This window comes from Pradoshia sp. Z6_59 (assembly GCF_058267515.1).
The window spans coordinates 162,188-186,659 of record NZ_JBZCPP010000003.1; the positions used below are offsets into that span (position 1 = coordinate 162,188).

At 37.6% G+C, this 24,472-nt stretch carries 25 protein-coding genes; 19 read left to right on the forward strand and 6 right to left on the reverse strand.

The features are described from left to right. Positions 1-385: 385 nt before the first annotated feature. The 3 genes from AC4D4B_RS04840 to AC4D4B_RS04850 all read left to right on the forward strand — a co-directional run bounded on the left by AC4D4B_RS04840 (position 386) and on the right by AC4D4B_RS04850 (position 3,410). The gene (locus AC4D4B_RS04840; RefSeq protein WP_490999304.1) at positions 386-1,243 is read left to right on the forward strand and encodes an HNH endonuclease; all 858 of its coding nucleotides are present in this window, start codon (positions 386-388) and stop codon (positions 1,241-1,243) included. A gap of 112 nt (positions 1,244-1,355) precedes the next feature. After that, positions 1,356-1,706 carry a DNA/RNA helicase domain-containing protein gene (locus tag AC4D4B_RS04845; RefSeq protein ID WP_490999305.1) on the forward strand — a complete coding sequence of 117 codons (351 nt, stop codon included), beginning with the start codon at positions 1,356-1,358 and terminating at the stop codon, positions 1,704-1,706. A gap of 822 nt (positions 1,707-2,528) precedes the next feature. Then, a complete protein-coding gene (locus AC4D4B_RS04850) occupies positions 2,529-3,410 on the forward strand; it encodes a mechanosensitive ion channel family protein (protein ID WP_490999306.1) in 882 nt (293 codons plus the stop codon). A gap of 98 nt (positions 3,411-3,508) precedes the next feature. Here AC4D4B_RS04850 and AC4D4B_RS04855 read toward each other — a convergent pair whose 3' ends face one another. Continuing rightward, on the reverse strand, positions 3,509-3,814 hold the full coding sequence (locus AC4D4B_RS04855) for a c-type cytochrome (RefSeq protein ID WP_066106511.1): 306 nt from the start codon (positions 3,812-3,814) through the stop codon (positions 3,509-3,511). A gap of 363 nt (positions 3,815-4,177) precedes the next feature. Between AC4D4B_RS04855 and adhE the strand changes: the two genes are divergently transcribed. The 7 genes from adhE to yunB all read left to right on the forward strand — a co-directional run bounded on the left by adhE (position 4,178) and on the right by yunB (position 12,699). Then, positions 4,178-6,781, forward strand: a complete 2,604-nt coding sequence (gene adhE / locus AC4D4B_RS04860) for a bifunctional acetaldehyde-CoA/alcohol dehydrogenase (protein WP_490999307.1) — start codon at positions 4,178-4,180, stop codon at positions 6,779-6,781. 140 nt (positions 6,782-6,921) lie between these two features. Next, positions 6,922-7,767 (forward strand): DUF72 domain-containing protein, encoded by an 846-nt coding sequence (locus AC4D4B_RS04865; protein WP_490994788.1) that lies wholly within the window; start codon positions 6,922-6,924, stop codon positions 7,765-7,767. Positions 7,768-8,015: 248 nt separating this feature from the next. Further along, complete coding sequence (locus AC4D4B_RS04870; RefSeq protein WP_490995193.1) at positions 8,016-8,840, forward strand: sulfite exporter TauE/SafE family protein; 825 nt, start codon at positions 8,016-8,018, stop codon at positions 8,838-8,840. Between the two features lie 10 nt (positions 8,841-8,850). Next, positions 8,851-10,218 (forward strand): bifunctional metallophosphatase/5'-nucleotidase, encoded by a 1,368-nt coding sequence (locus AC4D4B_RS04875; protein ID WP_490999308.1) that lies wholly within the window; start codon positions 8,851-8,853, stop codon positions 10,216-10,218. A 64-nt stretch (positions 10,219-10,282) separates the two neighbouring features. Further along, on the forward strand, positions 10,283-10,582 hold the full coding sequence (locus tag AC4D4B_RS04880; protein WP_490994786.1) for a YunC family protein: 300 nt from the start codon (positions 10,283-10,285) through the stop codon (positions 10,580-10,582). A 181-nt stretch (positions 10,583-10,763) separates the two neighbouring features. Further along, positions 10,764-11,876: an HD-GYP domain-containing protein gene (locus AC4D4B_RS04885; protein WP_490994785.1), complete on the forward strand. Its 1,113-nt coding sequence runs from the start codon at positions 10,764-10,766 to the stop codon at positions 11,874-11,876. A gap of 49 nt (positions 11,877-11,925) precedes the next feature. Further along, entirely contained in the window at positions 11,926-12,699 is a 774-nt protein-coding gene (gene yunB, locus AC4D4B_RS04890; RefSeq protein WP_490999309.1) for a sporulation protein YunB, read from the forward strand. 95 nt (positions 12,700-12,794) lie between these two features. Here yunB and AC4D4B_RS04895 read toward each other — a convergent pair whose 3' ends face one another. Next, a complete protein-coding gene (locus tag AC4D4B_RS04895) occupies positions 12,795-13,787 on the reverse strand; it encodes a M23 family metallopeptidase (protein WP_490994783.1) in 993 nt (330 codons plus the stop codon). A 241-nt stretch (positions 13,788-14,028) separates the two neighbouring features. Here AC4D4B_RS04895 and AC4D4B_RS04900 point away from each other — a divergent pair, with 241 nt between their 5' ends. Beyond that, positions 14,029-14,304: a YutD family protein gene (locus AC4D4B_RS04900; RefSeq protein ID WP_066106535.1), complete on the forward strand. Its 276-nt coding sequence runs from the start codon at positions 14,029-14,031 to the stop codon at positions 14,302-14,304. Between the two features lie 57 nt (positions 14,305-14,361). Here the strand turns inward: AC4D4B_RS04900 and AC4D4B_RS04905 are convergent, their stop codons facing one another. After that, positions 14,362-14,628, reverse strand: coding sequence for a DUF3055 domain-containing protein (locus AC4D4B_RS04905; protein ID WP_490999310.1), 267 nt, complete (start codon positions 14,626-14,628; stop codon positions 14,362-14,364). 189 nt (positions 14,629-14,817) lie between these two features. Here AC4D4B_RS04905 and AC4D4B_RS04910 point away from each other — a divergent pair, with 189 nt between their 5' ends. From AC4D4B_RS04910 to AC4D4B_RS04925, 4 genes are all read left to right on the forward strand, one after another. Further along, positions 14,818-16,116: an EAL domain-containing protein gene (locus tag AC4D4B_RS04910; RefSeq protein ID WP_490999311.1), complete on the forward strand. Its 1,299-nt coding sequence runs from the start codon at positions 14,818-14,820 to the stop codon at positions 16,114-16,116. A gap of 50 nt (positions 16,117-16,166) precedes the next feature. After that, the gene (locus AC4D4B_RS04915) at positions 16,167-16,616 is read left to right on the forward strand and encodes a DUF86 domain-containing protein (protein WP_490994780.1); all 450 of its coding nucleotides are present in this window, start codon (positions 16,167-16,169) and stop codon (positions 16,614-16,616) included. 119 nt (positions 16,617-16,735) lie between these two features. Next, the gene (locus tag AC4D4B_RS04920) at positions 16,736-17,182 is read left to right on the forward strand and encodes a hypothetical protein (protein ID WP_490999312.1); all 447 of its coding nucleotides are present in this window, start codon (positions 16,736-16,738) and stop codon (positions 17,180-17,182) included. Positions 17,183-17,306: 124 nt separating this feature from the next. Then, positions 17,307-18,071, forward strand: coding sequence for a TIGR01457 family HAD-type hydrolase (locus AC4D4B_RS04925; RefSeq protein ID WP_490994778.1), 765 nt, complete (start codon positions 17,307-17,309; stop codon positions 18,069-18,071). Between the two features lie 60 nt (positions 18,072-18,131). Here AC4D4B_RS04925 and AC4D4B_RS04930 read toward each other — a convergent pair whose 3' ends face one another. Next, complete coding sequence (locus AC4D4B_RS04930; protein ID WP_490994777.1) at positions 18,132-18,629, reverse strand: phosphatidylglycerophosphatase A family protein; 498 nt, start codon at positions 18,627-18,629, stop codon at positions 18,132-18,134. Between the two features lie 409 nt (positions 18,630-19,038). Between AC4D4B_RS04930 and AC4D4B_RS04935 the strand changes: the two genes are divergently transcribed. From AC4D4B_RS04935 to thrB, 3 genes are read left to right on the forward strand one after another with little or no spacing between them, the layout of a single operon-like run. Next, positions 19,039-20,331: a homoserine dehydrogenase gene (locus AC4D4B_RS04935; RefSeq protein ID WP_490999313.1), complete on the forward strand. Its 1,293-nt coding sequence runs from the start codon at positions 19,039-19,041 to the stop codon at positions 20,329-20,331. Position 20,332: 1 nt separating this feature from the next. Further along, entirely contained in the window at positions 20,333-21,394 is a 1,062-nt protein-coding gene (gene thrC / locus AC4D4B_RS04940) for a threonine synthase (protein ID WP_490999314.1), read from the forward strand. Next, a complete protein-coding gene (gene thrB, locus AC4D4B_RS04945; protein WP_490999315.1) occupies positions 21,391-22,302 on the forward strand; it encodes a homoserine kinase in 912 nt (303 codons plus the stop codon). Before thrC ends, thrB begins: the two co-directional genes overlap by 4 nt. Positions 22,303-22,354: 52 nt before the next feature. Here the strand turns inward: thrB and AC4D4B_RS04950 are convergent, their stop codons facing one another. After that, on the reverse strand, positions 22,355-22,591 hold the full coding sequence (locus tag AC4D4B_RS04950) for a NifU family protein (RefSeq protein ID WP_066106557.1): 237 nt from the start codon (positions 22,589-22,591) through the stop codon (positions 22,355-22,357). A gap of 102 nt (positions 22,592-22,693) precedes the next feature. Between AC4D4B_RS04950 and AC4D4B_RS04955 the strand changes: the two genes are divergently transcribed. Next, entirely contained in the window at positions 22,694-23,056 is a 363-nt protein-coding gene (locus AC4D4B_RS04955; protein ID WP_490999316.1) for a YuzD family protein, read from the forward strand. Positions 23,057-23,128: 72 nt separating this feature from the next. On the opposite strand, the gene AC4D4B_RS04960 is transcribed toward AC4D4B_RS04955, so the two are convergent. Beyond that, entirely contained in the window at positions 23,129-24,199 is a 1,071-nt protein-coding gene (locus AC4D4B_RS04960; RefSeq protein ID WP_490999317.1) for an NAD(P)/FAD-dependent oxidoreductase, read from the reverse strand. Between the last annotated feature and the right edge of the window lie 273 nt (positions 24,200-24,472).

Here is a 24,472-nt window from a genome sequence, read left to right on the forward strand (position 1 = left end):
CAAAGAAAGCGAATTGAGCGCTTTCTTTTTTAATAAAAATTTTAAAAGAAATTTAAGATTTTCTTTGACATTATTTAATTTCACTATCTGCTAAATTGAAAGTGAAAATAAATTAAATCGAGGAGATATTAATATGAAAGAAAGCACCGGACTTATGTTATTAATGGGGGAAACCTACTTGGATTAGATTCCGAACAGGTAATATAATCACTTTTTTGCCATTGGAATCATTACAATTGTAAAATGATTTGTTGTCCAATAAAATCTTCGAAACAGGATTACAAAACCAGTGAGAAACATTGTATTCAAAATATTATTTATTTATAAAAAAGTTCTGATTTCTTATTTGGTTCTTATTATTTTAAAATAGGCAGGTTTTTTATTTATGGCATATATTAATATGAAATATTTTGGTACATATTATTATTCTAATATTGTGCAAGGTATCATTAAAAATCCTTTTGACTACTTAACAAGTTTCGAGTCAATTTTTGGGAATTATGGAATTCTAGGTTTTGTACAGCCTTTTAGGAAAAAGAGTAATCTACATGAATTTTTAGACTTTGTAATTGATTCATTATTTAGAGAAGAATCTTCTAAATTAACTGTTACTGCTTGTCGTGACACAACTAACTTTGATTTTGGTAATCCAATATATATTACACCGCTTGAGCAAGCATTTCGTGTATACGAAATGGAACATTTAAGCTTTGTGGATTGGTGGAAGAATTCTAAGGATGAAATTTTAAACAATGAACATTTTGAAGAATACTATGAATACTTATTTTCTTTGAATGATTATTATAAGATTATCGAATTGTTAAGTGAAGATGTGTTTTATATCTTATTTTTAAATAGAGAATTTTTACAAGAATTTAATAAGTTTTTTGCATCTTATTTAGAATTGTGCGATGGAGTTGAAATGGCAAAAAACGCTGTTATTGAAGACGATTTACATGATATTGTAAGACCTAATTTTAAATTGAATCGGGTGAATATCCCTAAATGGGTAGAAAAAGCAGTATTTTTTAGGGATAGGGGAATGTGTGTAAATTGTGGTAAAGATTTAAGTGGCTATATCTCGCTCGATAATAGGGAAAATTATGACCATATTGTCCCGTTAAACTTATATGGTTTTAATGATGTATCAAACATTCAGTTATTATGTAAAGAATGTAATTCTAAAAAAAGTGGTAACCCAAGCCTACCGGCAACTAAATATCAAAGATGGTATGAATTATAATTTTAAAAAGGGCTTAACAATTTATTGAGCCGTTTTTTAGTATTGTAAAAGATGTTTTTAATGGTTTGACCTTTGTACAAAAAAATCTTTTGTTATTGAATCATTCAGATTTATGATGGAATTCTACTTAAGAAAATTGGCTTTTTTAGAGGAAGCCGAGGCTGATGATTATATTGGCTCCGTCTTCGCATATCAGGCAATCGATTTGAATAAAGTCGGTATTTTAATCGGCAATGATTTTCAAGTCGACACAAAGGGTCGGTTATTCGGTAATCCAGAGAATTTTCATAATGTAAACGGCAAGTTCTCCAAAGATGATGAAAGCCCGGAAAATGCACAAGAGTTTACCTCATTTGACTTAAATATTCAATATATTATGATTTTTAGAGGGATTGAAGGGATATGGATTCTGGAAAAATGCTGCTTTAAGAAGTTTATGAAAGATATATTGGAGATTAAATAAGTACTTGATTGACATAATGTAAAATTTGATTACCGCTTGATTACTAAATATATATAATTGTGTATTATCCAGTTTTTTCGAAACATAAGAAGCCCGATAAATCGGGCTTTACATTAATCAATTTATTAATAGTTTCTTCATTATAATAATGCTTAATGAAAAAACCTAAAAATATGCTTTAAAGTACATTATTATGTTTGGAAATTTATTTGTTACGACGAATTTCATGCCGATGTGGTGCCGTTTTCGTGCCTGAATGAAATTATAAAGGATTTTATATTATTTGATGAAATGGCTTTATATTAAAGTTTTGTGCCCATTTTTTTAATCATTTCGTTCCATTTCAACAACGTTTAATTAAATTTGAGATGGAAGGTTCTATCGGTTAATACTGATACAACAATTTCCACTATATTAAGAATCCGAATTTATTTTCGGATTCTTTTTTTTCGTCTCCAAAGATGAAGGGAATCACTATAGTCCACCTATGCCGCTGCTGTGCCCCACCTTTACCGGGGGAAGGGTGCAGGAAAGGTGAGACAAAGGTGTAGGAAGCCATCTATAGTCCACCTATAGCGCAGCTATGCCCCGCCTATACCGGGGGAAAGGTGTGAGGAAGGCGGAGGAAGTCACCTATAGTCCACCTATACCACAGCTATGCCCCACCTACACTGCAGGAAAGAGGTAGTAAAGATATCAGAAAGGTAGGTACACTTGAAGTATGATTTTTTAAAGAAAGCATTAATATCACTTGGATATCGACGGGATATTTAGTAGTATTTAGTAATCTTCATACTATTCTAGTTTTTATGGGGGATGGAAATGGATCTTTTAAATAGGTTACAAAATAAATTCAACATTGATTGGCCTCAGCTCAAAAGTTATGGACTAACGATCCTATACACTGTTATCATCACCTATGCTTTGATTTATCTCGTCAGGTTTATTCTTCACAAGTTCTTTAAGCATACAAATTTTTTGAGTGAGAAAAAGGAACAAACAATTGAATCTGTAGTACGCAACACGTCTAATTATTTGGGTTTCTTTATTATTATTCTTGCTATGATTAAACCCTTCGTGGATATCAAAAATATACTGGTTGCCGGCGGAGTGGTAGGAATTGTAGTTGGACTGGGTGCCCAAAAAATTATGACTGATCTTCTGGCAGGGTTTTTTATGATATTCGAAAAACAATTTCAGCGAGGGGATTTTGTCCACGTAAATGGGGAAATAGATGGTGGGACAGTAGAGGATATGGGATTTAGAGTGGTGAAAATCCGATTACTTAACGGAAAACTAATGACAGTTCCAAATGGTGAAATTCGCAAAGTAGAAAACGGAAATGTTGAAAGGAGAAGAATTTTTGAAAGCGTAATTGTTAGTTTCCAAGAGAATCCTGCAAAAATAGAAGAGTTACTTGCTGAGGTATGTGATGAACTCAACCAAAAGCAAATCCATTATCTCAAAACTGATTTAAACGGAGAATATCTCGAACCCTATCAAGTTCATGGCTTATCTTCATTAGATAGCAGTCCGTATGGCTTACGATTTTCAATCAAAGCTACAGTAAGCGATGAGTACTATATGGAAGCAGCTCAAATGGCTAAGAAAGTTATGGCGCAGAAAATGTATGAAAATCGTATTGGTTTAGCATCGCAACAATTTGCCGTACAAGATAGACAAAAGGATTATATAGAACACTAAGAAATGCCGTTACGTAGTGGTAACGGCATTTCTTAGTGCTGTTTAATTTTCATTAAACCATAAACCATTGATTCCATATCTCTCTTTAAATCTCTACTCTACTTTTTCTCAGCAAGCCATGCCGCAACTTTCTCTGCATCCTCGCCTTTGATTATTCCTGCAGGCATTCCTTTCGCACCGTTATTGATTATATCCAGGATTTCATCCTTACTCATACTATTTCCGATATCCTCAAGCTTTGGTCCGGCATATCCTTCTAAAGCATTGCCATGGCAGGAAGCACAGTTATTGGCATATATTTTTTCTTCTTCTGTTAGTGGTTTTTGCGATTCTTCTTCATTACCAGAAGAGCATGCAGTTAAAGAAAAAACTAAGCCTGCCAGTAAGAGGGCTTTTTTGTACATAGGAATCATTCTCCCTTCAGTTCTATTTAAGAATTACTTTACTTGAGTTTATTATTTTGTCAATATAAAGACTTATCTGTCAATCCCATAAAAATGGATCTATGACAAAGGAATCAAAATCAAAAAAATAATGATAACAATTAGACAATTACATAAAGCAGGCATATAATAAGTATGTGAAGTATTTCACAAATAATAAGGTGAAGGTGTTCACAATTTGTTTACAGACTAATTTTAAATAATCTGATAAAATTAAATTGTCAGATAGGATGTTCAATAATTTTTTTGGCTAATAGGGACGTGTTTTATCCCTGTGGGACTATTTACGACCAACACTAGGTTTTCTATAAGGAGGAAATTGAAATGGCTGTTAAAGAAGAAAAAATAGAAGAAGTCCTAAAAGTATCTGAGATGATTGAAGAGTTAATCGAAAATGGAAAATCGGCCTTGCATACATTTGAGACATTTGATCAAGAAAAAATCGATGAGATTGTTCATCAAATGGCAATTGCTGGTCTTGATCAACATATGCTTTTAGCTAAAATGGCGGTTGAAGAGACTGGCAGAGGGATTTATGAGGATAAATGTACTAAAAACATGTTTGCAACGGAATATATTTGGCACAACATTAAATACGATAAAACGGTTGGTGTCATTCGTGAAGATCAACAAACAGGTGTTATGGAAATTGCAGAGCCTGTCGGAATTGTTGCAGGTGTCACACCAGTTACGAATCCAACTTCTACTACTATGTTTAAAGCTTTAATTTCTATTAAGACACGTAATCCAATTATATTTGCTTTCCATCCATCAGCACAGCAATGCTCCAAGAAGGCGGCGCAAATCCTGCATGATGCAGCCGTAGCTGCAGGTGCTCCTAAAGGATGTATTCAATGGATTGAGCACCCATCGATTGAAGCTACAAAGCAATTAATGAATCATAAAGATATCGCATTAGTGCTTGCGACAGGCGGAGCAGGAATGGTTAAATCAGCTTACTCTACAGGTAAGCCAGCACTCGGTGTTGGTCCTGGTAACGTACCTTGTTATATTGAAAAGTCAGCTAAAGTAAAACGTGCAGTCAATGATGTTATTTTATCGAAGTCTTTTGATAACGGCATGATCTGCGCCTCTGAGCAAGCTATTATTGTAGATGATCAAATCTATGAAGAGGTTAAACAAGAGTTTATAAAAAATAACTGCTATTTTGTAAATGATAAAGAATTAAAGAAACTTGAACGTCTTGTGATTGATGAAAAATCATGTGCTGTTAATGCTCATATTGTTGGGAAATCTGCTAATGAAATAGCCGAAATGGCTGGAATTAAGGTACCTGAGCATACAAAAATAATAATTGCCGAAATTGAAGGTGCAGGTCCACAATATCCTTTATCTCGTGAAAAATTAAGTCCGGTATTGGCGTGTATCCGTGTTAAATCTACGGAAGAGGGCTTTGGTGCATGTATGGATATGCTGAACTTAGGTGGTCTTGGACACTCGGCTGTTATTCATAGCACAGATGAACAAATCCAACGAGAATACGGAATAAAAATGAAAGCTTGTCGTATTATTGTAAATTCGCCATCTGCTCAAGGCGGAATTGGTGATATCTATAATGCCTTCATTCCATCCTTAACACTTGGCTGTGGCTCTTATGGAAATAACTCAGTTTCTGAGAATGTATCAGCTACTCACTTGATTAACGTGAAGAAGATGACACAGCGTCGTAATAATATGCAATGGTTTAAATTGCCGCCAAAAATTTATTTTGAGAAATATTCCACACAGTATCTAGCAAAAATGAGAAGAATCAAACGTGCCTTTATTGTAACGGATCCAGGTATGGTAAGCCTTGGTTATGTGGATATTGTTAAAGAATATTTATGGAAAAATAAAGGGATTGAAGCAATCGAAATGTTTGCAGATGTTGAGCCGGATCCATCTGATGAGACAGTGTTCAAGGGTGCTAAATTAATGCATAGCTTTGAGCCGGATGTAATTGTCGCCTTGGGCGGTGGCTCTGCACTGGATGCAGCTAAGGGCATGTGGTTATTCTATGAACAACCGGAAACATCATTCTTTAACATTAAACAAAAATTCATTGATATCAGGAAACGTACGTATAAATATCCTGACTTAGGTGAAAAAGCTCAATTTGTTGCCATCCCGACCACTTCCGGTACTGGTTCTGAAGTAACGCCATTTGCGGTTATTACGGATAAAGAAACAAATGTAAAGTATCCGTTGGCTGACTATGCCTTAACACCGGATGTAGCAATCCTGGATTCCCAGTTTGTCATGACTGTTCCTAAAAATATCACAGCTGATACAGGGATGGACGTTTTAACACATGCCATTGAGGCTTATGTATCTGTAATGGCAAATGATTATACAGATGGTTTAGCCTTAAAAGCTATTGAACTAGTCTTTAATAATTTAAAAACAGCTTACCATGACGGAGCGAATGAGGAAGCTCGTGAGAAAATGCACAATGCATCCTGTATGGCAGGGATGGCCTTCTCCAATGCCTTCCTTGGTATTAATCACAGCCTGGCACATAAAATTGGAGCTGAATTCCATATCCCGCATGGCCGCTCTAATGCGATTCTTATGCCGCATGTTATTCGTTACAATGCCATTCGTCCAAGAAAACATGCGCTCTTCCCTAAATATGAATACTACTGTGCGGATGAGCGATATGCTCAAATAGCCAGAATGCTGGGATTACCTGCAAGCACAACTGAAGAAGGGGTTCAGTCATTAATAGAGGCTGTCACTGAGCTGGGTAAATCGTTGGAAATCGATATGAGCATTAAAGGACAAGGAATCACTGAAGAAAGATTTGAGGAAAATGTAAAAATATTAGCAGAGCGTGCATTTGAAGATCAATGTACAACTGCCAATCCAAAATTACCTCTAATCAGTGAACTGGAAGAAATCTTAAGAGAAGCGTACAAGGGAGTTTAATTCTTTGGTACAAAAGACGGCATGGAATGTGCCGTCTTTTTTGTATATAGGATTAAAATGTCTTCCTCCAAAACATAGGAGCACCAATCACCAAGGATCTGTATTCGTATGCTATTATATGACGTAGGAGGAGATCCTTTATGATTTATATTGGTGTAACCGGTTGGGGTGATCATGATACCCTTTATCCTTCAACTATTAAGCCTAAAGATAAGCTGGCTGAGTACAGCAGCCATTTTCCGGTAGTGGAAGTTGATGCCTCCTTTTACGCAGTACAGCCGATTAGGAACGCTGAGAAATGGGTTAAAGAGACACCGGATTCTTTTAAATTTATAGTCAAAGCCTATCAAGGAATGACAGGCCATCAGCGTGGCGATATCCCCTTTGAATCAAAAAAAGACATGTTCCATGCTTTTACGGATTCATTAAAACCGTACATTGATGCGAATAAGCTGGCCTTGGTTTTGTTTCAATTTCCCCCATGGTTTGATTGTAAAAAAGAAAATGTTAGTTATTTAAGGTATTGCAAGGAAATGATGGGCGATTGTAGGGTGGCATTGGAATTCAGAAATCAATCATGGTTTAGTGAGAAATATCGTGAAGCAACCTTGTCCTTTATGAAAGAAGAAGGGTGGATTCATTCGATTGTGGATGAACCGCAAGCAGGCGAGGGGTCAATCCCAACTGTACCAGTTGCAACAGATTCTGAACTTACGCTTGTGCGGATGCATGGAAGAAATGTGTATGGCTGGAATAAACCGAATGATGCAAATTGGCGCGAAGTTCGGTATTTATATAAATACAATGAAGAAGAGCTGCTTGAATGGAGAATGAGAATCCAGGAGTTAGCAAAGGATACAAGGGATATTATTGTCTTATTTAACAATAATTCCGGTGGAGACGCCGCTGGTAATGCAAAGCAATTTCAACAAATGCTTGGGATAAGCTATCAAGATTTAAATCCGAGACAAATGGATTTGTTTTAACTTGATTCAGCAGAAGTCTCCCACCTCTGGTAGGTTGTGAGAGGAATGTATTAAGTTCAAACTTCGTCAGAATCAAGTTAGAAGCCTCCGGCGAATGGTGGGAACATCGCGAGGAATTTATTAGGCAGATGCCTGGGCAATTTTTTCGCCACCATAACACAAAGCGGTATGGATGACATAAACAAGCGATGAGCTATAATCAAGCAGCTTTGACTCTTTATTTATTGAATCATTGGAAGGCGGATTATATGAGTTATATTCTATTAATAATTGTGGGGTTAGCAGCCGGCTTTTTCGGTGCCCTTGTTGGATTGGGTGGAGGTATTATCATCGTTCCGATTCTATTATTTTTATCAGGTGGAATCCTTGGTACCCTCAGCCCCCAAATGGCAGTGGGTACTTCTCTGTTCACCCTGATTTTTACGGGGCTGTCTTCTACTCTTGCTTATTTAAAGCAGAAGACTGTGGATTATAAAAGTGCATATTTATTTTTGATTGGAATTGCGCCAGGCAGTTTGATTGGAGGATGGGCCAATTCCTATTTAAATGTGGATGCCTTTAATATCCTGTTTGGTATCCTGATGGTTTTCATGTCCTTTCTCCTTATGGTCAGAAATAAACTGAAGCCAAAAAAGAAGAATTTTAACGGGATGGTTACACGTACATACATAGATAAGGAAGGATTTGAGCATCAATATGGCTACAAAAAAAGTAGCGCTATTTTGCTCTCTTTTGCGGTCGGCTTTCTTTCTTCTTTATTTGGGATAGGCGGAGGCTCTTTGATGGTACCGGTTATGTTGATTGCGTTCCATTTTCCTCCCCATGTCGCTGTCGGGACATCGATGCTGTTAATATTCTTCTCTTCCATTATTGGATCCATCAGCCATATTTTTCAAGGCCATGTCATTTGGCTTTATGCGTTGGCGCTAATACCAGGTGGATATATTGGAGCAAAACTGGGTGCCTATGTAAATACGAAAATGAAAAGTACAACCTTGGTCATCGCACTCAGAATCATGCTTGTGGTAGTTGGCATAAAATTGATCTGGGAAGGGGTACAAGCGTTAATTTAGAGGTGGGAATATGAAGGAAACCATTCATTTATTTCATATAAATGATATACATAGTCATTTTGAGCATTGGAATAAAATTGTGACATATATGAATGATCAGCAGGCGGCTTATGAGGAAGCCGGAGATATTGTGTTTAAGCTCGATATAGGCGATCATGTTGACCGATTTCATCCTTTTACGGAAGGTACAATGGGAAAAGGAAATATTCAATTACTAAATGAAGCGGGCATAAACGGTGCAACGATTGGCAATAACGAGGGAATTACATTACCCCATGATGAATTGGATCAGTTATATGAGGAAGCCGAATTTCCAGTTACCGTGGCCAATCTTTATAAACCTGATGGAAGCAGACCTAGCTGGGCTATGCCATATTATATTAGGGTAACACCGAAAGGAAGGCGTATTGCTTTTTTTGGTGTAACAGCCCCATTTGCTGAATTGTATCATCTCCTTGGGTGGTCCATCACAGATCCATTCAGTGAAGTCGAACGTATTGTAAATGAACTAAAGGGAAAAGCAGATATCATAATTTTATTATCTCACTTAGGCTTACCAAGTGATGAAATAATCGCAGCCAAACATCCGGAAATTTCTCTGATTATTGGAGGGCATACCCATCATATTCTGCATAGTGGTAAAAGGATTAATCAAACTCTTTTATGTTGCGCAGGTAAATATGGAATGTATGTAGGCCATGTTGAATTAACAATAGATAAAGGATTCATTTCTACTCGGGCCAGTCTTATAGATATGAGAGCGGATGGATTAACAGTAGCGGATCAGAAAATGGCAGATAAACTGCACGAAATCGGAAAGACAACTCTCAATGAAACGATACTAACTCTAGAAAAGCCGTTAAAAACAGATTGGTTTCATGATTCGGATCTTCCTAAATTACTTTGTCAAGGGTTGAAGGAATGGTGTGAAGTGGACATCGCCTTATTAAATTCAGGTCTACTATTGGATGGTTTGGATGCTAAAGATGTGACTAAATATGATATCCACAAAATTTGTCCTCACCCAATTAATCCATGTATATTAACCATTACAGGAGAAAAATTAATACAAATTTTAAACCTGACCCGTAATCCCGAATGGCCTCATCTGCAAGTAAAGGGTCTAGGCTTTAGGGGGAAAATAATGGGGTCATTTGTTTATGATGGTGTTCAATTGATAGATAGGGATAATCAGAGCTGTTGGTTACATAATGGTAAACAAATTCATACACATGAGCTGTACAGGGTGGCCATTCCTGATATGTTTACGTTTGGCCATCTTTTTCCGGAAGTCAGAGAGGTTGAGAACAAAACCTATTTGATGCCAGAATTTCTTCGAGATATTCTTGCCTGGAAATTAGCGCAGCTTGCATCTTGACGGCATTTTTTAGGGTGAACAGCCATATACTTTATGAATGGTACTGGAATAAGGGGTGGTGCTCATGATTGAATTGGTGCCCTTTGAAATAGACGGCAAATTATATAAGGGTGTGAGTGTACAGCTTCCAAAGACATCTCTACTGGCAATTGCCGGACAGAAGGGATATATTATGTGCGGAGCACTGGATATTGGGTTATTGAATGAAAGGCTCAACGAACGTAGGATTATTGCCGGAAGAGCGGTAGGTGTACGTACCCTGGAGGAATTATTGAATGCTCCGCTCGAATCAGTAACGGAAGAAGCCAAAAGAAGAGGGATTTTTCCAGGAATGCTTGGAAAAGATGCGATCCAATTTATGTAGAGCAACTCCTAAGGGGGATGCTCTTTTCTTATGTTAACCAACTAATGGAATAGTGTGATTAACAAACAAGTTTTTATAATAAATTCCAAAATTTGAAAATAATTTCAACTTAATCTGTTATAATATAGGATAAGATGTCAAATTATAGACATTAAATCTTTTCCTAAACAGAGGTATAAAAATGAGAATCGTTCAGACAGCTTATTTAACTTCGGGTGCCGTTCTAGGAAAGCCAATCGTTGATATCAAGGGGCGTACCCTGCTTAATAAGGGTGTGCAAATTACAGACTGGCAGATTAAACGGCTGCAGAAATATAATATTCCATATGTATATATTGATGATATAGAAACCAGTCATATAATTCCTGAGGATATTATTTCTGATAAAATCCGAAGAGGAGCTATTGTAACAATTAAAGATACCTTTGATAATATGAAGAATGAAGTCAAGCAATCTAAAAGTATAGTCATAGAAAAGGCTGCTTTGACCATGTCAAAGCTGGTTGATCAACTGACAGCAGAATTAAAAGGACATCAGGATTTATTTCATATTATTACTGATATCTATGCATTTGACAATTATGTTTTTAACCACTCCTTAAACGTGGCACTATATTCACTGGCCATTGGTCTGGAATTAAAATTAAAGCCAGATGTATTAAAAACATTAGGACTTGGTTCAATCCTCCATGATGTGGGGAAAATGGCCGTTCCGGAAGAAATCCTCTTTAAACCAGGAAAACTTCTGGAAAGTGAGTTTCAAATTATTAAACGACATTCGGAAGAAGGATTCAATATACTTAGACAGGTCCACAATCTTTCATTGCTCGTGGCTCATTGTGCATATCAGCATCATGAACGGCTTGATGGCAGTGGGTATCCTCGAGGACTAAAAAACAATGAAATTTTATACATGGCTAAAATTATCGCTGTAGCAGATGTTTTTGATGCTGTTACATCCAATCGTGTGTATCGGGAAGCGATGCTGCCAAGTGAAGCTCTGGAACTGTTGTATGCAGGTACAGGTACTAAATTTGATCAGGAAATTGTAGATGCATTCAAGAGGTCGATTGCCATTTATCCAGTCGGCATCACTGTTGAATTAAATGATGGACGCAAAGGAATCGTATCTAGGCAGAATGCAGGCTACAGTGATCGCCCCGTCATAGAAGTGTATGAAAGAAATGGTGAGCAGCTCCCATTTAGATATGAAGTTGATTTGAAAATACAGCTGGATATAACCATTAAAAAATGTGATACAACCTTCAGCAATCATACAATGAAATTAAGCTAATAAACCTCTTCTTACAAGCATAGGTATACTTGTAAGGAGGGGATTTTTTATGTATAGGCGTAAACGGATTAAAAGGAAACGATCTATTATGCGGGGTCCCTTGCCGGTTAAGCATGTCATTCTTATAACATTTTTGTTCTTTATGGGAACGAGTTTAATCAGTCTTTGGATCGTGAATGCGGCTATTGAACCTACATTGATGCGTTATGCAGAATCTGAAACGAAAAAACTTACCAGCTTGGTTATTAATCAAGCGATTAAAGAAACTCTTTCCAAACATAATGATATGGACAAAATTATCACAGATATACCCAAGCAGGGAGACGATATAGCTGTGGATGGAATCCAGTTTAACACAGAAATTATTAATAGAATTCGCTCGGAAACCTCTTTGCTTATCCAAAATCAATTAAGTGAAATAGAAAATGGTCATTTATCATCCTTTGACTATTTGAAGGATCGAGTAATGGTGAAGGAAAATGGTTCAAAGGGAATTATACATGAGGTACCGCTCGGGAAAGCAACGAATAACGCCTTGCTTGGTAATCTTGGGCCAAAAATCCCGGTAGAAATGGAAACAATCAGTGATATTCAAAGTGATGTCAAAACGACCCTAGAGCCATACGGAATCAATAATGCCCTCATTAAGGTCTATTTAGAGGTTGAAGTTCATGCTCAGGTTATTATCCCATTTGCTTCAAAGCCGACGAAGATTAAAACCACTATTCCAATGGGAATGAGAGTCGTGTCCGGTCATGTACCTACTTATTTCAACGGCAGCGGGACAGGGGGATCCCCTGCTATTCAACTACCCGCAAAATAGGAGTCTGACTTGTCTTTTCATGATCCAGCATATGGAATAAAAAGGTAAAAGGCTTGGTTCTTGTTTAATACAAGAACTCAAGCCGTTCCCTCTGTTTACTTTGCCTTCGCAGCTTTTTCAGCTCTTTCCCAAAGCTTTAAATATGGATATGGATTAAAGGACCATTCAGTTAGGCCGTTTTCTTTATACATTCCATAATGAAGATGGGGAGGGAATTTTCCGGATGTACCGGGGGGACCATAACCAGAGCTGCCAACGCCTCCAAGGAGGGTACCAGGTTCAACTAATTGACCAACCTCAATCCCTTTTGCAAATCCATTTAGGTGTGCAAAATAATGATAGGTGTTATTGATATCACGAATACCGATTCTCCACCCACCAAATTTATTCCAGCCCTTTAGCTCTATAATTCCATAACAGGTGGATCTTACGGGTACACCGTAGCCTGCAAAAATATCTGTACCTTCATGAGAACGACGGCCACCCCAGCCACGGGCAACTCCCCATGTGCTTGTATATGTATAATGGCTGCCAAGCGGAACAGGAAAAGCTTTTTTCTGCAAATCGATGGTTTGATGTTTTTTAAATAATTGAGCATTGCTCATAATAATACTTACTGCTCGATCTCTTTTATAGTATTCCCATATACCGATACGGAAGTTATCTTTATCTACTCCATAGGATAGCAAATATTGATTTATCGCAGCTAATTGATCATATTCATTAAAGCGATCTGCTTTACCATCTTGATCGCCATCAATCCCCATGCCACCAAAAAATGAAATGGTTAAAGGATTAGTGTCACTACTATTTGGATTTGAAATTCCGGTCCACTTATCAGCCGGAATTAAAATACCAAGTGTATTTGGATCCGAGAGGTCTTTTCGAGCCAATCTGATACTTCGCTCATATTGATCAAAAGCAGCTATATAGTACCAAGGGAGTTGGGTGGAGTCTTCTACTCGTTTGTACATTTCCATCCGTTTGTTTAATAGTTGCTGCTCATCTTGACTGGCCGATGCTTGCACAGGTATGCAGGGGGTAATATAAGCAGCCAGAATGAATAGAATCAATATACGATAGAACATTTGGAACACTCCTTTACTGTTCGTTAGTATACCGATAAATAAGGATGATTATTTAAGTAGGAAATTGGAAAGTGATTATAAAATTGTAAGGTAGCTCATTATACTAACAGTGGGTAAACATAATAAAGAAAATATTAGGACTATAGAAATCTGACTCATAAATAAAAAACTTCATGGTTATATGTGGGGAATGATATAATAAGGAAACAAATTACGGAATAAATGAGTAAGAGGTGAACAAATGATTACCATTAATAACACTCAATATGAGATTGTTGAAGAACATGGAGACGGATTTAATGAAGAGACCTTTAAAAGCCGTTTTAGTGAGATATTGAACCGTTATGACTATATTCTTGGAGATTGGGGATATGGGCAACTTCGCCTTAAAGGTTTTTTTGATGACCAGAATCAGAAAGCATCCTACGATAATAAAATAAGTACCATCAAAGAATATCTGTATGAATACTGTAATTTTGGCTGTTCGTACTTTATTTTAAAGAAAACTAAAAAGTAAGTGGTAAGCCCCCGATTCTTCGTAATTGAGGGCTTTACTTTTAACCGCTGTGCAAAATTAGATGACCTCGTCTAAGAATTTCTTCCACTCCGACGCCTCATCACTCGTTATAGAAAAAGCATATTCCAAATAGCCGGGTTCCTCTAAATCATCTGGGCCAATAATGGCAAAACGGTTCCCTTGCATATCCAACACGAGTGTTTTTCCATAGAAACGATCGGTTCTGGTTAAAGTAAGGTCAATCCTGCTGTTTTCACCCATGAAACTGACAAATCTAGTTTTTGTATCATACGTATCATCATAAAGAAAAAATCGTTCGGACATATGGGTTCCTCCATTTTTTTATTATCATTTAATTTACTAAATCCTGTGGCTTTTAGACCGAATATTTCAAGTTCTATTCTAACATTTTTCAACAAAAATTTTAAAAAAAGGATATAATAGGAATATATTGAAAGTTTAAATTTCCGAGTGTTAAATCCCAACTATGCTTTTGTGAGAGGATTGTGTAATATGGTTCATTCCAATAATGGAGGAACAAAATGGAGTAAGTGGATGTCCATTTTTCTTCCTGATTCGAGACTTCTGTTCTATCCTCCGAAATTTACAATAAGAAACCCAATTGTATCAAGGATAAAGAAAGCATTTGGGAATCAAATTGAAATTGCGATCGTTGTATTCCATATAAGCAAAATGGATGAATTAAAGGAAATGGCTGGTGAGCAAGCCTATTACTCCTTCTTTCATGATATAAAAAAAGAATTTGAAATAGCGATTAAAAAATATATTTGTAAAACAAATATTATAGGGGTACAAGATTTTAATCAGGATAGCATTGTTTTGTATGTAAGGAGTCCCTTGTGCACACCAGGAACGGACCCATTGGATAATATCATAGGGAATATACACCAGTCTGTACAGGAATCTCACATATATAGATATTCGCCAATTGAGCTTACGATCGGACATGGATATATGTACTGTGACCGTACCTATAAAAATATTGAAACAACGATTAATCGGGCCTTCGTTTTAGCTCATTCAATGGCTCGTAATGAGGTAGAGCCAGATTATAATGATATGATTCATCAGCTTACAGGTATTATCCATGATAAATCGATTCGCTTGATGTCACAGGCTATCTTAGATGTAGGAACGGGTAAGGTTAAAGCATGGGAAATGCTATCGAGAGGACCGGCTGGAACAAAGCTTGAAAACCCGTTAACGTTATTTGCAGTCGCTAAACAAACTGGCAGATTGTTTACTCTTGAAATGATTGTGTTGGAAAAGGTATTTCAACACATCCAAATGACGGATATAGAGGGTGATATCTATATTAATTTTACACCAATTACAATGGGAGAGCGTAATTTTCCTGGACATGTAGAGATGCTATTAAAAAAATATGAGATTGACCCTTCCATGGTTGTGTTTGAAATAACAGAGAGAGATTCGATTGAAGGAGTTCACCTACTAAGATCTAATGTCAGCTATTTACGTTCACTTGGAATTAGAATAGCAATTGATGATACGGGAGCTGGATATGCAAGTTTGCATATTATCGGAGAAGTATTGCCGGATATCATAAAAATCGATCGTACTGTTATACAAAATATTCATTCGAACCGTGTGAAAGAATCTATGCTTAAGGGTCTGCTGCTCATTGCTAAGGAAACTGGTTCTCTTGTCGTTGCAGAAGGAATAGAAAATGAAGATGAAGCTATGGTGATGGTACGGAATAAGGTAGACCTTGCTCAGGGCTATTTTTATGGGAGACCCCAATTTCTTGAACTTTCATTAGCAACCATTTAAGCTTAAATATGGATCGTTTATGTGGTGAGATTGATGAGGAGGAATACAGGATGTACTTCGTAGATCGAGAAGCAATTGAGGATAAACTGCTATATTTAGAAACTCAGACAAATCTTCTGAAAAGTAAAGGAGAATGGACTGAATCGGTTATTGAGAAGCTGGCATTAGAGCGTATTTTTCAAACTATCATTGATGCTGTTTTGGATGTCGGAAATTCAATGATAGATGGTTTTATTATGAGAGATCCAGGCAGCTATGAAGACATAATCGATATTCTGCTGGATGAAAAAGTGATTGATACAGCGATGGAGATTGATCTAAAAGCATTGCTCCCATACAGAAAAGAACTCGTACAAGACTACACAGCTATTCATCACGAGCAACTGCAAAAAGCAGTATATGAAAACCTGAATACTATTCAACAATTCCCTGCATGTGTAAGAAACTATATTGAAACTGAATTGGGTGTCGTAACAGCTTTTAAACCATATGAAAAATGATACGTACATAAACGATGAGCAGGATGCTTATCGTTTTTTTACTGATTGTGATAACCGTTCGAGTTAGACATTATGGGTACTTTTGAATTTTAAATTCCCTGATAAAAGAAGGTGCTATGATGGAATTCTGGAACTTGACTGAAAATCCTTTGGGTCATACTTATCGACAATTATTGGAAGTCTTATGCGATTACTCGGACACATTCTATTTTATAACACGGAAGGAATTAACTTATAAACAAGAGATACTTGAACAATTTAAGCCTCATTTGCTTGAAACCTATCAAACAAAAGAATGGGCAAATACCATTACATTAGGTCCCCCTGCAACGGTGTATGTCATGGAAGCTAATAGAGATTCGTGTAAACTAATGCAAACATTATCGCACTCTTTATATGATTGGGTAGCTCCAAAATTGCCGGAAGATCTGACCTTTATAAAGAACAATTTTGCATGGTTTACCTGTACTACACATGAGGAATTCGGCGGATTTTCCATTCGTTCAGAATTTTATAGGAAGTTAATTGGCCAAATCCAAGGCTTAAAAGTAGAAAAAGAGGATTAAATTTTTTTGGGTATGTTCTAATTAGCATCAGGAGAGAATTAGACGGGCTTCTGCTTTTCGATTGAATGCTACTGTGGTAAAGTAAATGAAGTAAATCTAACACGTCCAGGAGAGAACAATGCGTATGAAAAAGTATAAAGGTTATTTAATTGATTTAGACGGAACAATGTATAAGGGGACAGAACGAATTTTGGAGGCTGTCCATTTTGTGCAGGAACTGAAAAGACAAGAAATTCCTTATTTATTTGTAACGAATAATTCATCACGTACTCCTGAGCAGGTAGCTGAAAAGCTGCGCCAATTTGACATTCCTGCTACAGGTGAGCAAGTTTTTACAACAAGTATGGCTACAGCAAATTATATATATGAGAAAAAACAGGATGCATCTGTTTTCATTATTGGGGAAGACGGTATCATTGAAGCCTGTAAAGAAAAAGGATTTACCTTTAAGAATGAAGATGCTGATTTTGTGATTACTGGAATTGATCGTGGAATTACATATGAAAAACTATCGGTTGCCTGCCTTGCAGTCCGTAATGGAGCAACATTCATTTCTACAAATGCTGATATAGCCATTCCAACTGAGCGAGGTCTCTTACCAGGTAATGGGTCCTTAACATCCGTTGTTACTGTGTCCACTCAAACGGAGCCTATATTTATCGGAAAGCCTGAATCAATCATTATGGAGCAGGCGATGAAGGTGCTTGGTGTATCTAAAGAAGATACGTTGATGGTTGGAGACAACTATGATACGGATATTATGGCTGGTATGAATGCTGGGGTTGATACATTGCTTGTTCATACTGGTGTTACGACCAGAGAACATTTAAAAGGGTATGACCGCAAGCCAACTTACACAATTGATTCATTGGATCAATGGACTATTTAATCTGAAAAAAGGGCTCATAACTCATGATTAATTCTCGAGTGTGAGCCTTCTTTAATTTCTTTACTCCACGTTTTCAATACGGTGTGCCAGCCGGCTTGAGGCAGCAGCTGCGATGGCTCCGACAATATCATCTAGAAAGGTATGGCATTCTCCGGTTGATTTATCATTTAATCGCTTCAGGATACCGGGTTTAAGCTTATCTACATATCCATAGTTGGTAAAGCCAATCGAGCCATATACATTAACAATGCTTAATGCAAGAATCTCATCCACGCCATACAAACCTTCATCGATACCAATAATAGATTGTATTGGTTCCTCCAATAGGCCCTTTTCAGCTAACATATCTAACTGAATGCCGGTTAAAATGGCATTTTGAACCTCGCGTTTTGAAAGAACGCGTTCCACGTTGTAAATACAATCTTCCAATTGCAAATCATCATGGTATTTATGCTGGAGATACATAACTAATTCACCGATATCTTTTACTGATACGCCACGATCCTTTAGCCATTGTCTTGCAGTCAGTTCCGTTTTATCCATTGATTTGTCATTCATTAAGTGTACACCGACTTCCATTTATAATACGTACAAATAGTGGTTGATGAGCATATTAAAAGGCTTTCTCCCATACCGACTAATCCTAATCCCTTGCAATCTATGTGAAATCCAACGCTTTGATAATGAAAAAATCTTCTTTCTATATCTTAGTTAGCATGCTAATAAGAGGTGATTATTTGCTGAATAAAAATTCGCATCCACAAGAAGATTTACTCATTTAATAGCAGTAAAGGTGATTTGGTTAGAATTCAAAAATATTTTTAGAATATTGTGTATAATGGGATGATAAGTTAAAATTATTATAATTTTTAGTTAATTTAAGTTGTAAACAGGTATATTTAAACTTATAATGTCTTTTATAGGAAAACAAATGTATTTTTATGGTAGACAAAGAGGGGGAGATAGGGTGAAACCAATTACAATTGGATTACTGGGACTGGGAACTGTCGGAACAGGTGTGGTACAAATCATTCAAAATCACCAGGAAAAACTGATGCATCAGGTTGGTTGCCCGGTAGAGATTAAAAGAATCCTCGTTAAAGATAAATATAAAGATAGAGCAATGGATGTATCATCCGAACTTTTAACGACTTCCGCAAAGGACATCATTTCTGATCCTGAAATAGATATCGTAATTGAGGTAATAGGCGGTGTGGAAGATACCTACTTGTTGCTGATGCAGGCTTTACATAATAAAAAACATATAGTAACAGCTAATAAAGATTTGATGGCAGCCTATGGACCAGATTTATTGCGAACTGCTTCAGAGAATGGCTGTGATTTATTTTATGAGGCAAGTGTGGCTGGAGGAATCCCTATTTTACGAAGCTTAGTAGATGGACTTGCGTCAGACCATATTACAAAAATAATGGGCATTGTAAATGGTACTACGAATTATATTATGACGAAAATGATCAAGGAAAAGGTCTCTTATCAGGAAGCTTTAAAGGAAGCACAGGATCTTGGCTTTGCTGAAGCAGATCCAACTGCCGATGTAGAGGGCTTAGATGCAGCAAGAAAAATGGCGATTCTGGCAACCTTGGGATTTTCAATGAATATTGGATTGGAAGATGTGAAGGTACAGGGGATTACAACTGTTTCTGATGCGGACCTAGAGCTCTGCAAAAGGCTTGGATACACTATGAAGCTGCTTGGGTTTGCCAATCGAAGCGAAAATAAAGTAGAAGTGAGCGTCCAACCAACCCTTTTACCGGAGGAACATCCTCTTGCTACCGTAAATGACGAATATAATGCGGTGTATGTATATGGGGAGGCAGTAGGTGAGACCATGTTTTACGGACCTGGAGCCGGCAGTCTGCCAACAGCAACAGCTGTAGTATCGGATCTTGTTGCCATCATGAAAAATATGAGGCTGGATGTAAACGGGCGAAGTGCTGTTATACCTCAATTTGATAAAAATTTAAAAACGAATGAAGAAATTAATAGTAAGTTTTTTCTGCGGATTCATGTGAAGGATGAAGTCGGTGTTTTTGCACAGCTAACGGCTATTTTTGCTAACCATGGAATAAGCTTTGAGAAAATCATGCAGCTGCCAATTAAGGTCAACGAATTATCGGAAATTGTACTTGTATCACATCATGCTCCGTTGGCTAATTTTGAAAACGTATTGCGTGAGCTGGAAACGAATGAAAAAGTTTACTCCATAAAAAGTACGTATCGAGTTGAAGGAGGAGCATAGAATGAGCTGGAATGGATTACTGCAGGAATTTAAAGAATTTTTACCGGTGAATAACCAGACCCCGAATTTAAGTCTGTTGGAGGGGAATACGCCGTTAATTCGCTGTCATAATCTTTCAAAGGAGTTGGGGATTGATTTATATGTTAAATATGAAGGTGCCAATCCAACAGGCTCCTTTAAAGATCGGGGAATGGTGATGGCAGTAGCAAAAGCCATTGAAGAGGGCAGTGATACGATTATATGTGCTTCAACAGGCAATACATCTGCTGCAGCTGCAGCCTATGCAGCCAGATCAGGGCTGCGCTGCATTGTTGTTATTCCTGATGGCAAAATTGCCATGGGGAAGCTTGCTCAGGCAGTTATGTATGGAGCCGAAATCTATGCCATTAAAGGGAACTTCGATCAGGCATTGACCATGGTCCGCTCCATCAGTGCTAAATTTCCCATCACACTTGTTAATTCGGTGAATCCTTACCGAATTGAAGGGCAAAAAACAGCTGCTTTTGAGATCTGTAATCAATTGGGTAAAGCCCCTGATGTGCTCGCAATTCCGGTTGGAAATGCCGGTAATATTACAGCATATTGGAAAGGGTTTAAGGAATATCATGAACATTGCCAGAGCGGTCTGCCGGAAATGAGAGGCTTCGAAGCGGAAGGTGCGGCTGCGATTGTACATAATCGGGTGTTTGAACAACCGGAAACCATTGCTACAGCAATTCGTATAGGAAATCCGGCGAGTTGGGAATATGCAGTTGAGGCAGTAAAGGAATCAAACGGAAAAGTAGATGAAATCAATGATGACGATATTATCAAGGCTTATCAGTTACTAGCTAAAAAAGAAGGGATATTTGCTGAACCAGCTTCCTGTGCTTCTATTGCAGGTATCTATAAACAAGTGCAAACAGGAGAAATTAAGAAGGGACAAACAGTTGTCGCAGTATTAACCGGTAACGGGCTTAAGGACCCAAATACGGCTGTGGAGTACAGTCAAATACAGCCAACTGTTATTGAAAACGATGAAGAAGAATTGGTAAGATGCTTTGGCGGTGTAGTCTCATCATGAACCTGCCTGACATGTTACGCATTAAAATACCAGCAAGTACAGCCAATCTGGGACCGGGATTTGACTCAATTGGAATAGCACTGGGTTTGTATTTGACGATAGAGGCTGTTCCATCGGATGAATGGATGGTCATGATCCAATCAGATGAATTAAAGCATACTCCTTCGGATGAAAGTAATTATATTGTTCGTATGGCTAAGAAAGCAGCAGCCTATTTTGGGACAGAGATGCCGTCCTGCAGATTGATGGTGAAAAGTGAAATACCGTTGGCAAGAGGTCTGGGCAGCAGTGCTTCAGCAATTGTAGCGGGGCTTGAGCTTGCCAATGTCTTTTGTAATCTGAATTTGAGCAAGGAAGAAAAACTAAGATTTGCGAGTTTAGAGGAAGGACATCCAGATAATGTGGGTGCATCCATTTACGGTGGTATGATTGTCGGAATTCATAATGATCGTGAATCAACCCTTGTATCATTACCGATTGGGGATGTCGGGGCAATTGTAACGATTCCTCCGTTTGAATTGAACACTGAAAGAGCACGTGAAGTATTGCCGACTCATCTGTCCCATTCTCTAGCTGTGTCTTCAAGTGCAGCAGCAAACATTTTGGTAGCCGCTGCTGCAACGAATGATTGGAAACTGGTTGGAGAGATGATGGAAAGAGATCATTTCCATGAAAATTATCGAAGTGAGTTAATTCCTCACTATTCTAGAATTAAACGTTTAGCAAAAGAGGAAGGAGCTTATGGCAGTTCGATCAGCGGTGCCGGGCCAACTATTTTTTCTCTAGCTCCTTCACATTCCGTTCCAATTATTTGTGAACGTCTTAAAGGAGAGTTTCCTGAGATGAATGTCCTGCATGTTCCGATGGTCAATACGGGTTCTACTATACAACTGACGGATTCAAACTAAAAACAGCGATTCCCCCTATCAAGGGGAATCGCTGCTATTTGTGTTTTAATCATTAGAAAACTTGTTCAACTTCAACAACGCCTGGAACTTCTTCAAGAAGTGCACGTTCGATGCCAGCTTTCAATGTGATCGTGGAGCTGGGACAGCTTCCGCAAGCCCCTAATAGACGTAATTTTACAATTCCATCATCCACATCAACCAGCTCACAGTCGCCGCCGTCGCGAAGAAGAAATGGACGTAATTTATCTAGTACTTCCTGAACTTGCCCAAATAATTCTTGTTCTGCCATGGCTATCGACTCCTTTCCTAATCATATTATAATGATTTTACCTTAAAAAAGCTATCTACATTCCTTAGCTTATAGTTAAAATTTGTTTCCTATATTAAATTTATGTATGATGAAAAGAAAAGCGATAAAATAGGGGGAAAACAGGTGACGGTTGCAAATTTATATGTATACGGTGCGACACAAATATGTGCAAGCTGTGTTGGAATGCCATCATCAAAAGAAACCTATGAATGGCTGCAAGCTGCCTTATCGAGAAAGTTCCCAAGTCACCCATTAACGATCACATACATTGATATTTTTAACCCACCAGAAGATCCGGAAATTAAAGAAATAGCTGCAAAAGTTGCTGAAGGAGAATATTTTTATCCTTTAGTCATCTTGGACGGGAAAGTAGTCGGAGAAGGAAGCCCCCGATTAAAAGTCATAACTGAAGCTTTACAGGATTACGGATATAAAAGTGAATAAGTTGAATAAGTTTGGATAAAGCTTGCAGCCTTTTTTAGGATCTGCAAGCTTTTGCATTAATATAGGTTCTAATTACCCATTATGATACTTATACATCCACAAAACCCCTGACTTTAACAAACGCGCCATCCTGCCAGTAATAATAGTACGTTCAGACATTAGTCCGAAGCCATGTTTTTTACCAAGGGATCCTAGTATTCCCTTCAGTTTAATTGGTGGGAAGGATTCAGGGAGCGGTTCTCCGGCCCATTTTTTGACCAGAACCTGATAAATTTGTTCACCCTGTCCCTCTGCCAATTGCGCACTTGGGGCGTGTCCAAGGCTTGCACAATCTCCAATGACAAATACATCCGGATAGTCTGGGATGGTGTGCTGGACTGTCAGTTTTATTTTGTTACCGCTGTCTTTTTCAACAGGCAGTTCTCTGACTGGCTGTACCGGCTGAATGCCAGCAGTCCAAACAATGGCATCACACGGAATGGAAACGTCACCATTATAAAGCAGGTTAGGTTCTATCTTAGTAATATTACTGTTTGGGACTAAGTCTACGCGATGTTCATGAAACCAACTTTCCACATAGTTACTAAGTTTTTTAGGAAATGCGGATAAAATATGTTCATTGCGGTCAAAAAGCTTAATATTCAAATCCGGGCGTCCTTCAATCAATTCACTAGCCAGTTCAATTCCGCTTAATCCTCCGCCAATGATGGCAACTACTTTACCCGGTCCGAGGTTATTCAGTGCTTGATAGGTACTGCGAGATTTATCAATAGACTGTATGCTATAGGTATATTCTGCGGCTCCAGGCACATTATGATAATTGTCCTCACAGCCCAGGCCGATAATCAGTTCATCATATGTAAGCGGTTCCTGATCTTTTAATAGAACTTTCTTATTTGATAAATCGATAGAGGATACTTCACCGTATTTATATTGAATTCTTTCGTGCTGAGGGAATGATACACGAATATTGTGGTCAGAAATGGAACCAGCGGCAAGCGCATAAAATTCGGTTTTTAAACAATGATAAGGAACTCGATCGACCAGAGTAACCTGAATATCTGCAGGGAATTGATGATCAGTGAGCTTGTTAAGTATTCTCATACCACCATACCCACCACCGAGGATGACTAAGTTTTTCATAGAAATGACGACTCCTTTGTTGGGATACAATTTTCTAATTTTAACTATGCTAGAATACTAATTTTAATAAAGTGCTATAAAAATATTAAATTATCATAATAGATGTCAATATTGTAAAATTCCATACAAAGTATATCGAAAATAGGAAAAAATAACAACTGAATTGTGTATTATTTGTGAAAAGTCGCATTATTCATCCAAATCTAATTTCCTAAATCATGAACAATTTGCTAGTACTTCTCCCTGCAAATGGAGTATAAAAGGTAACTGATT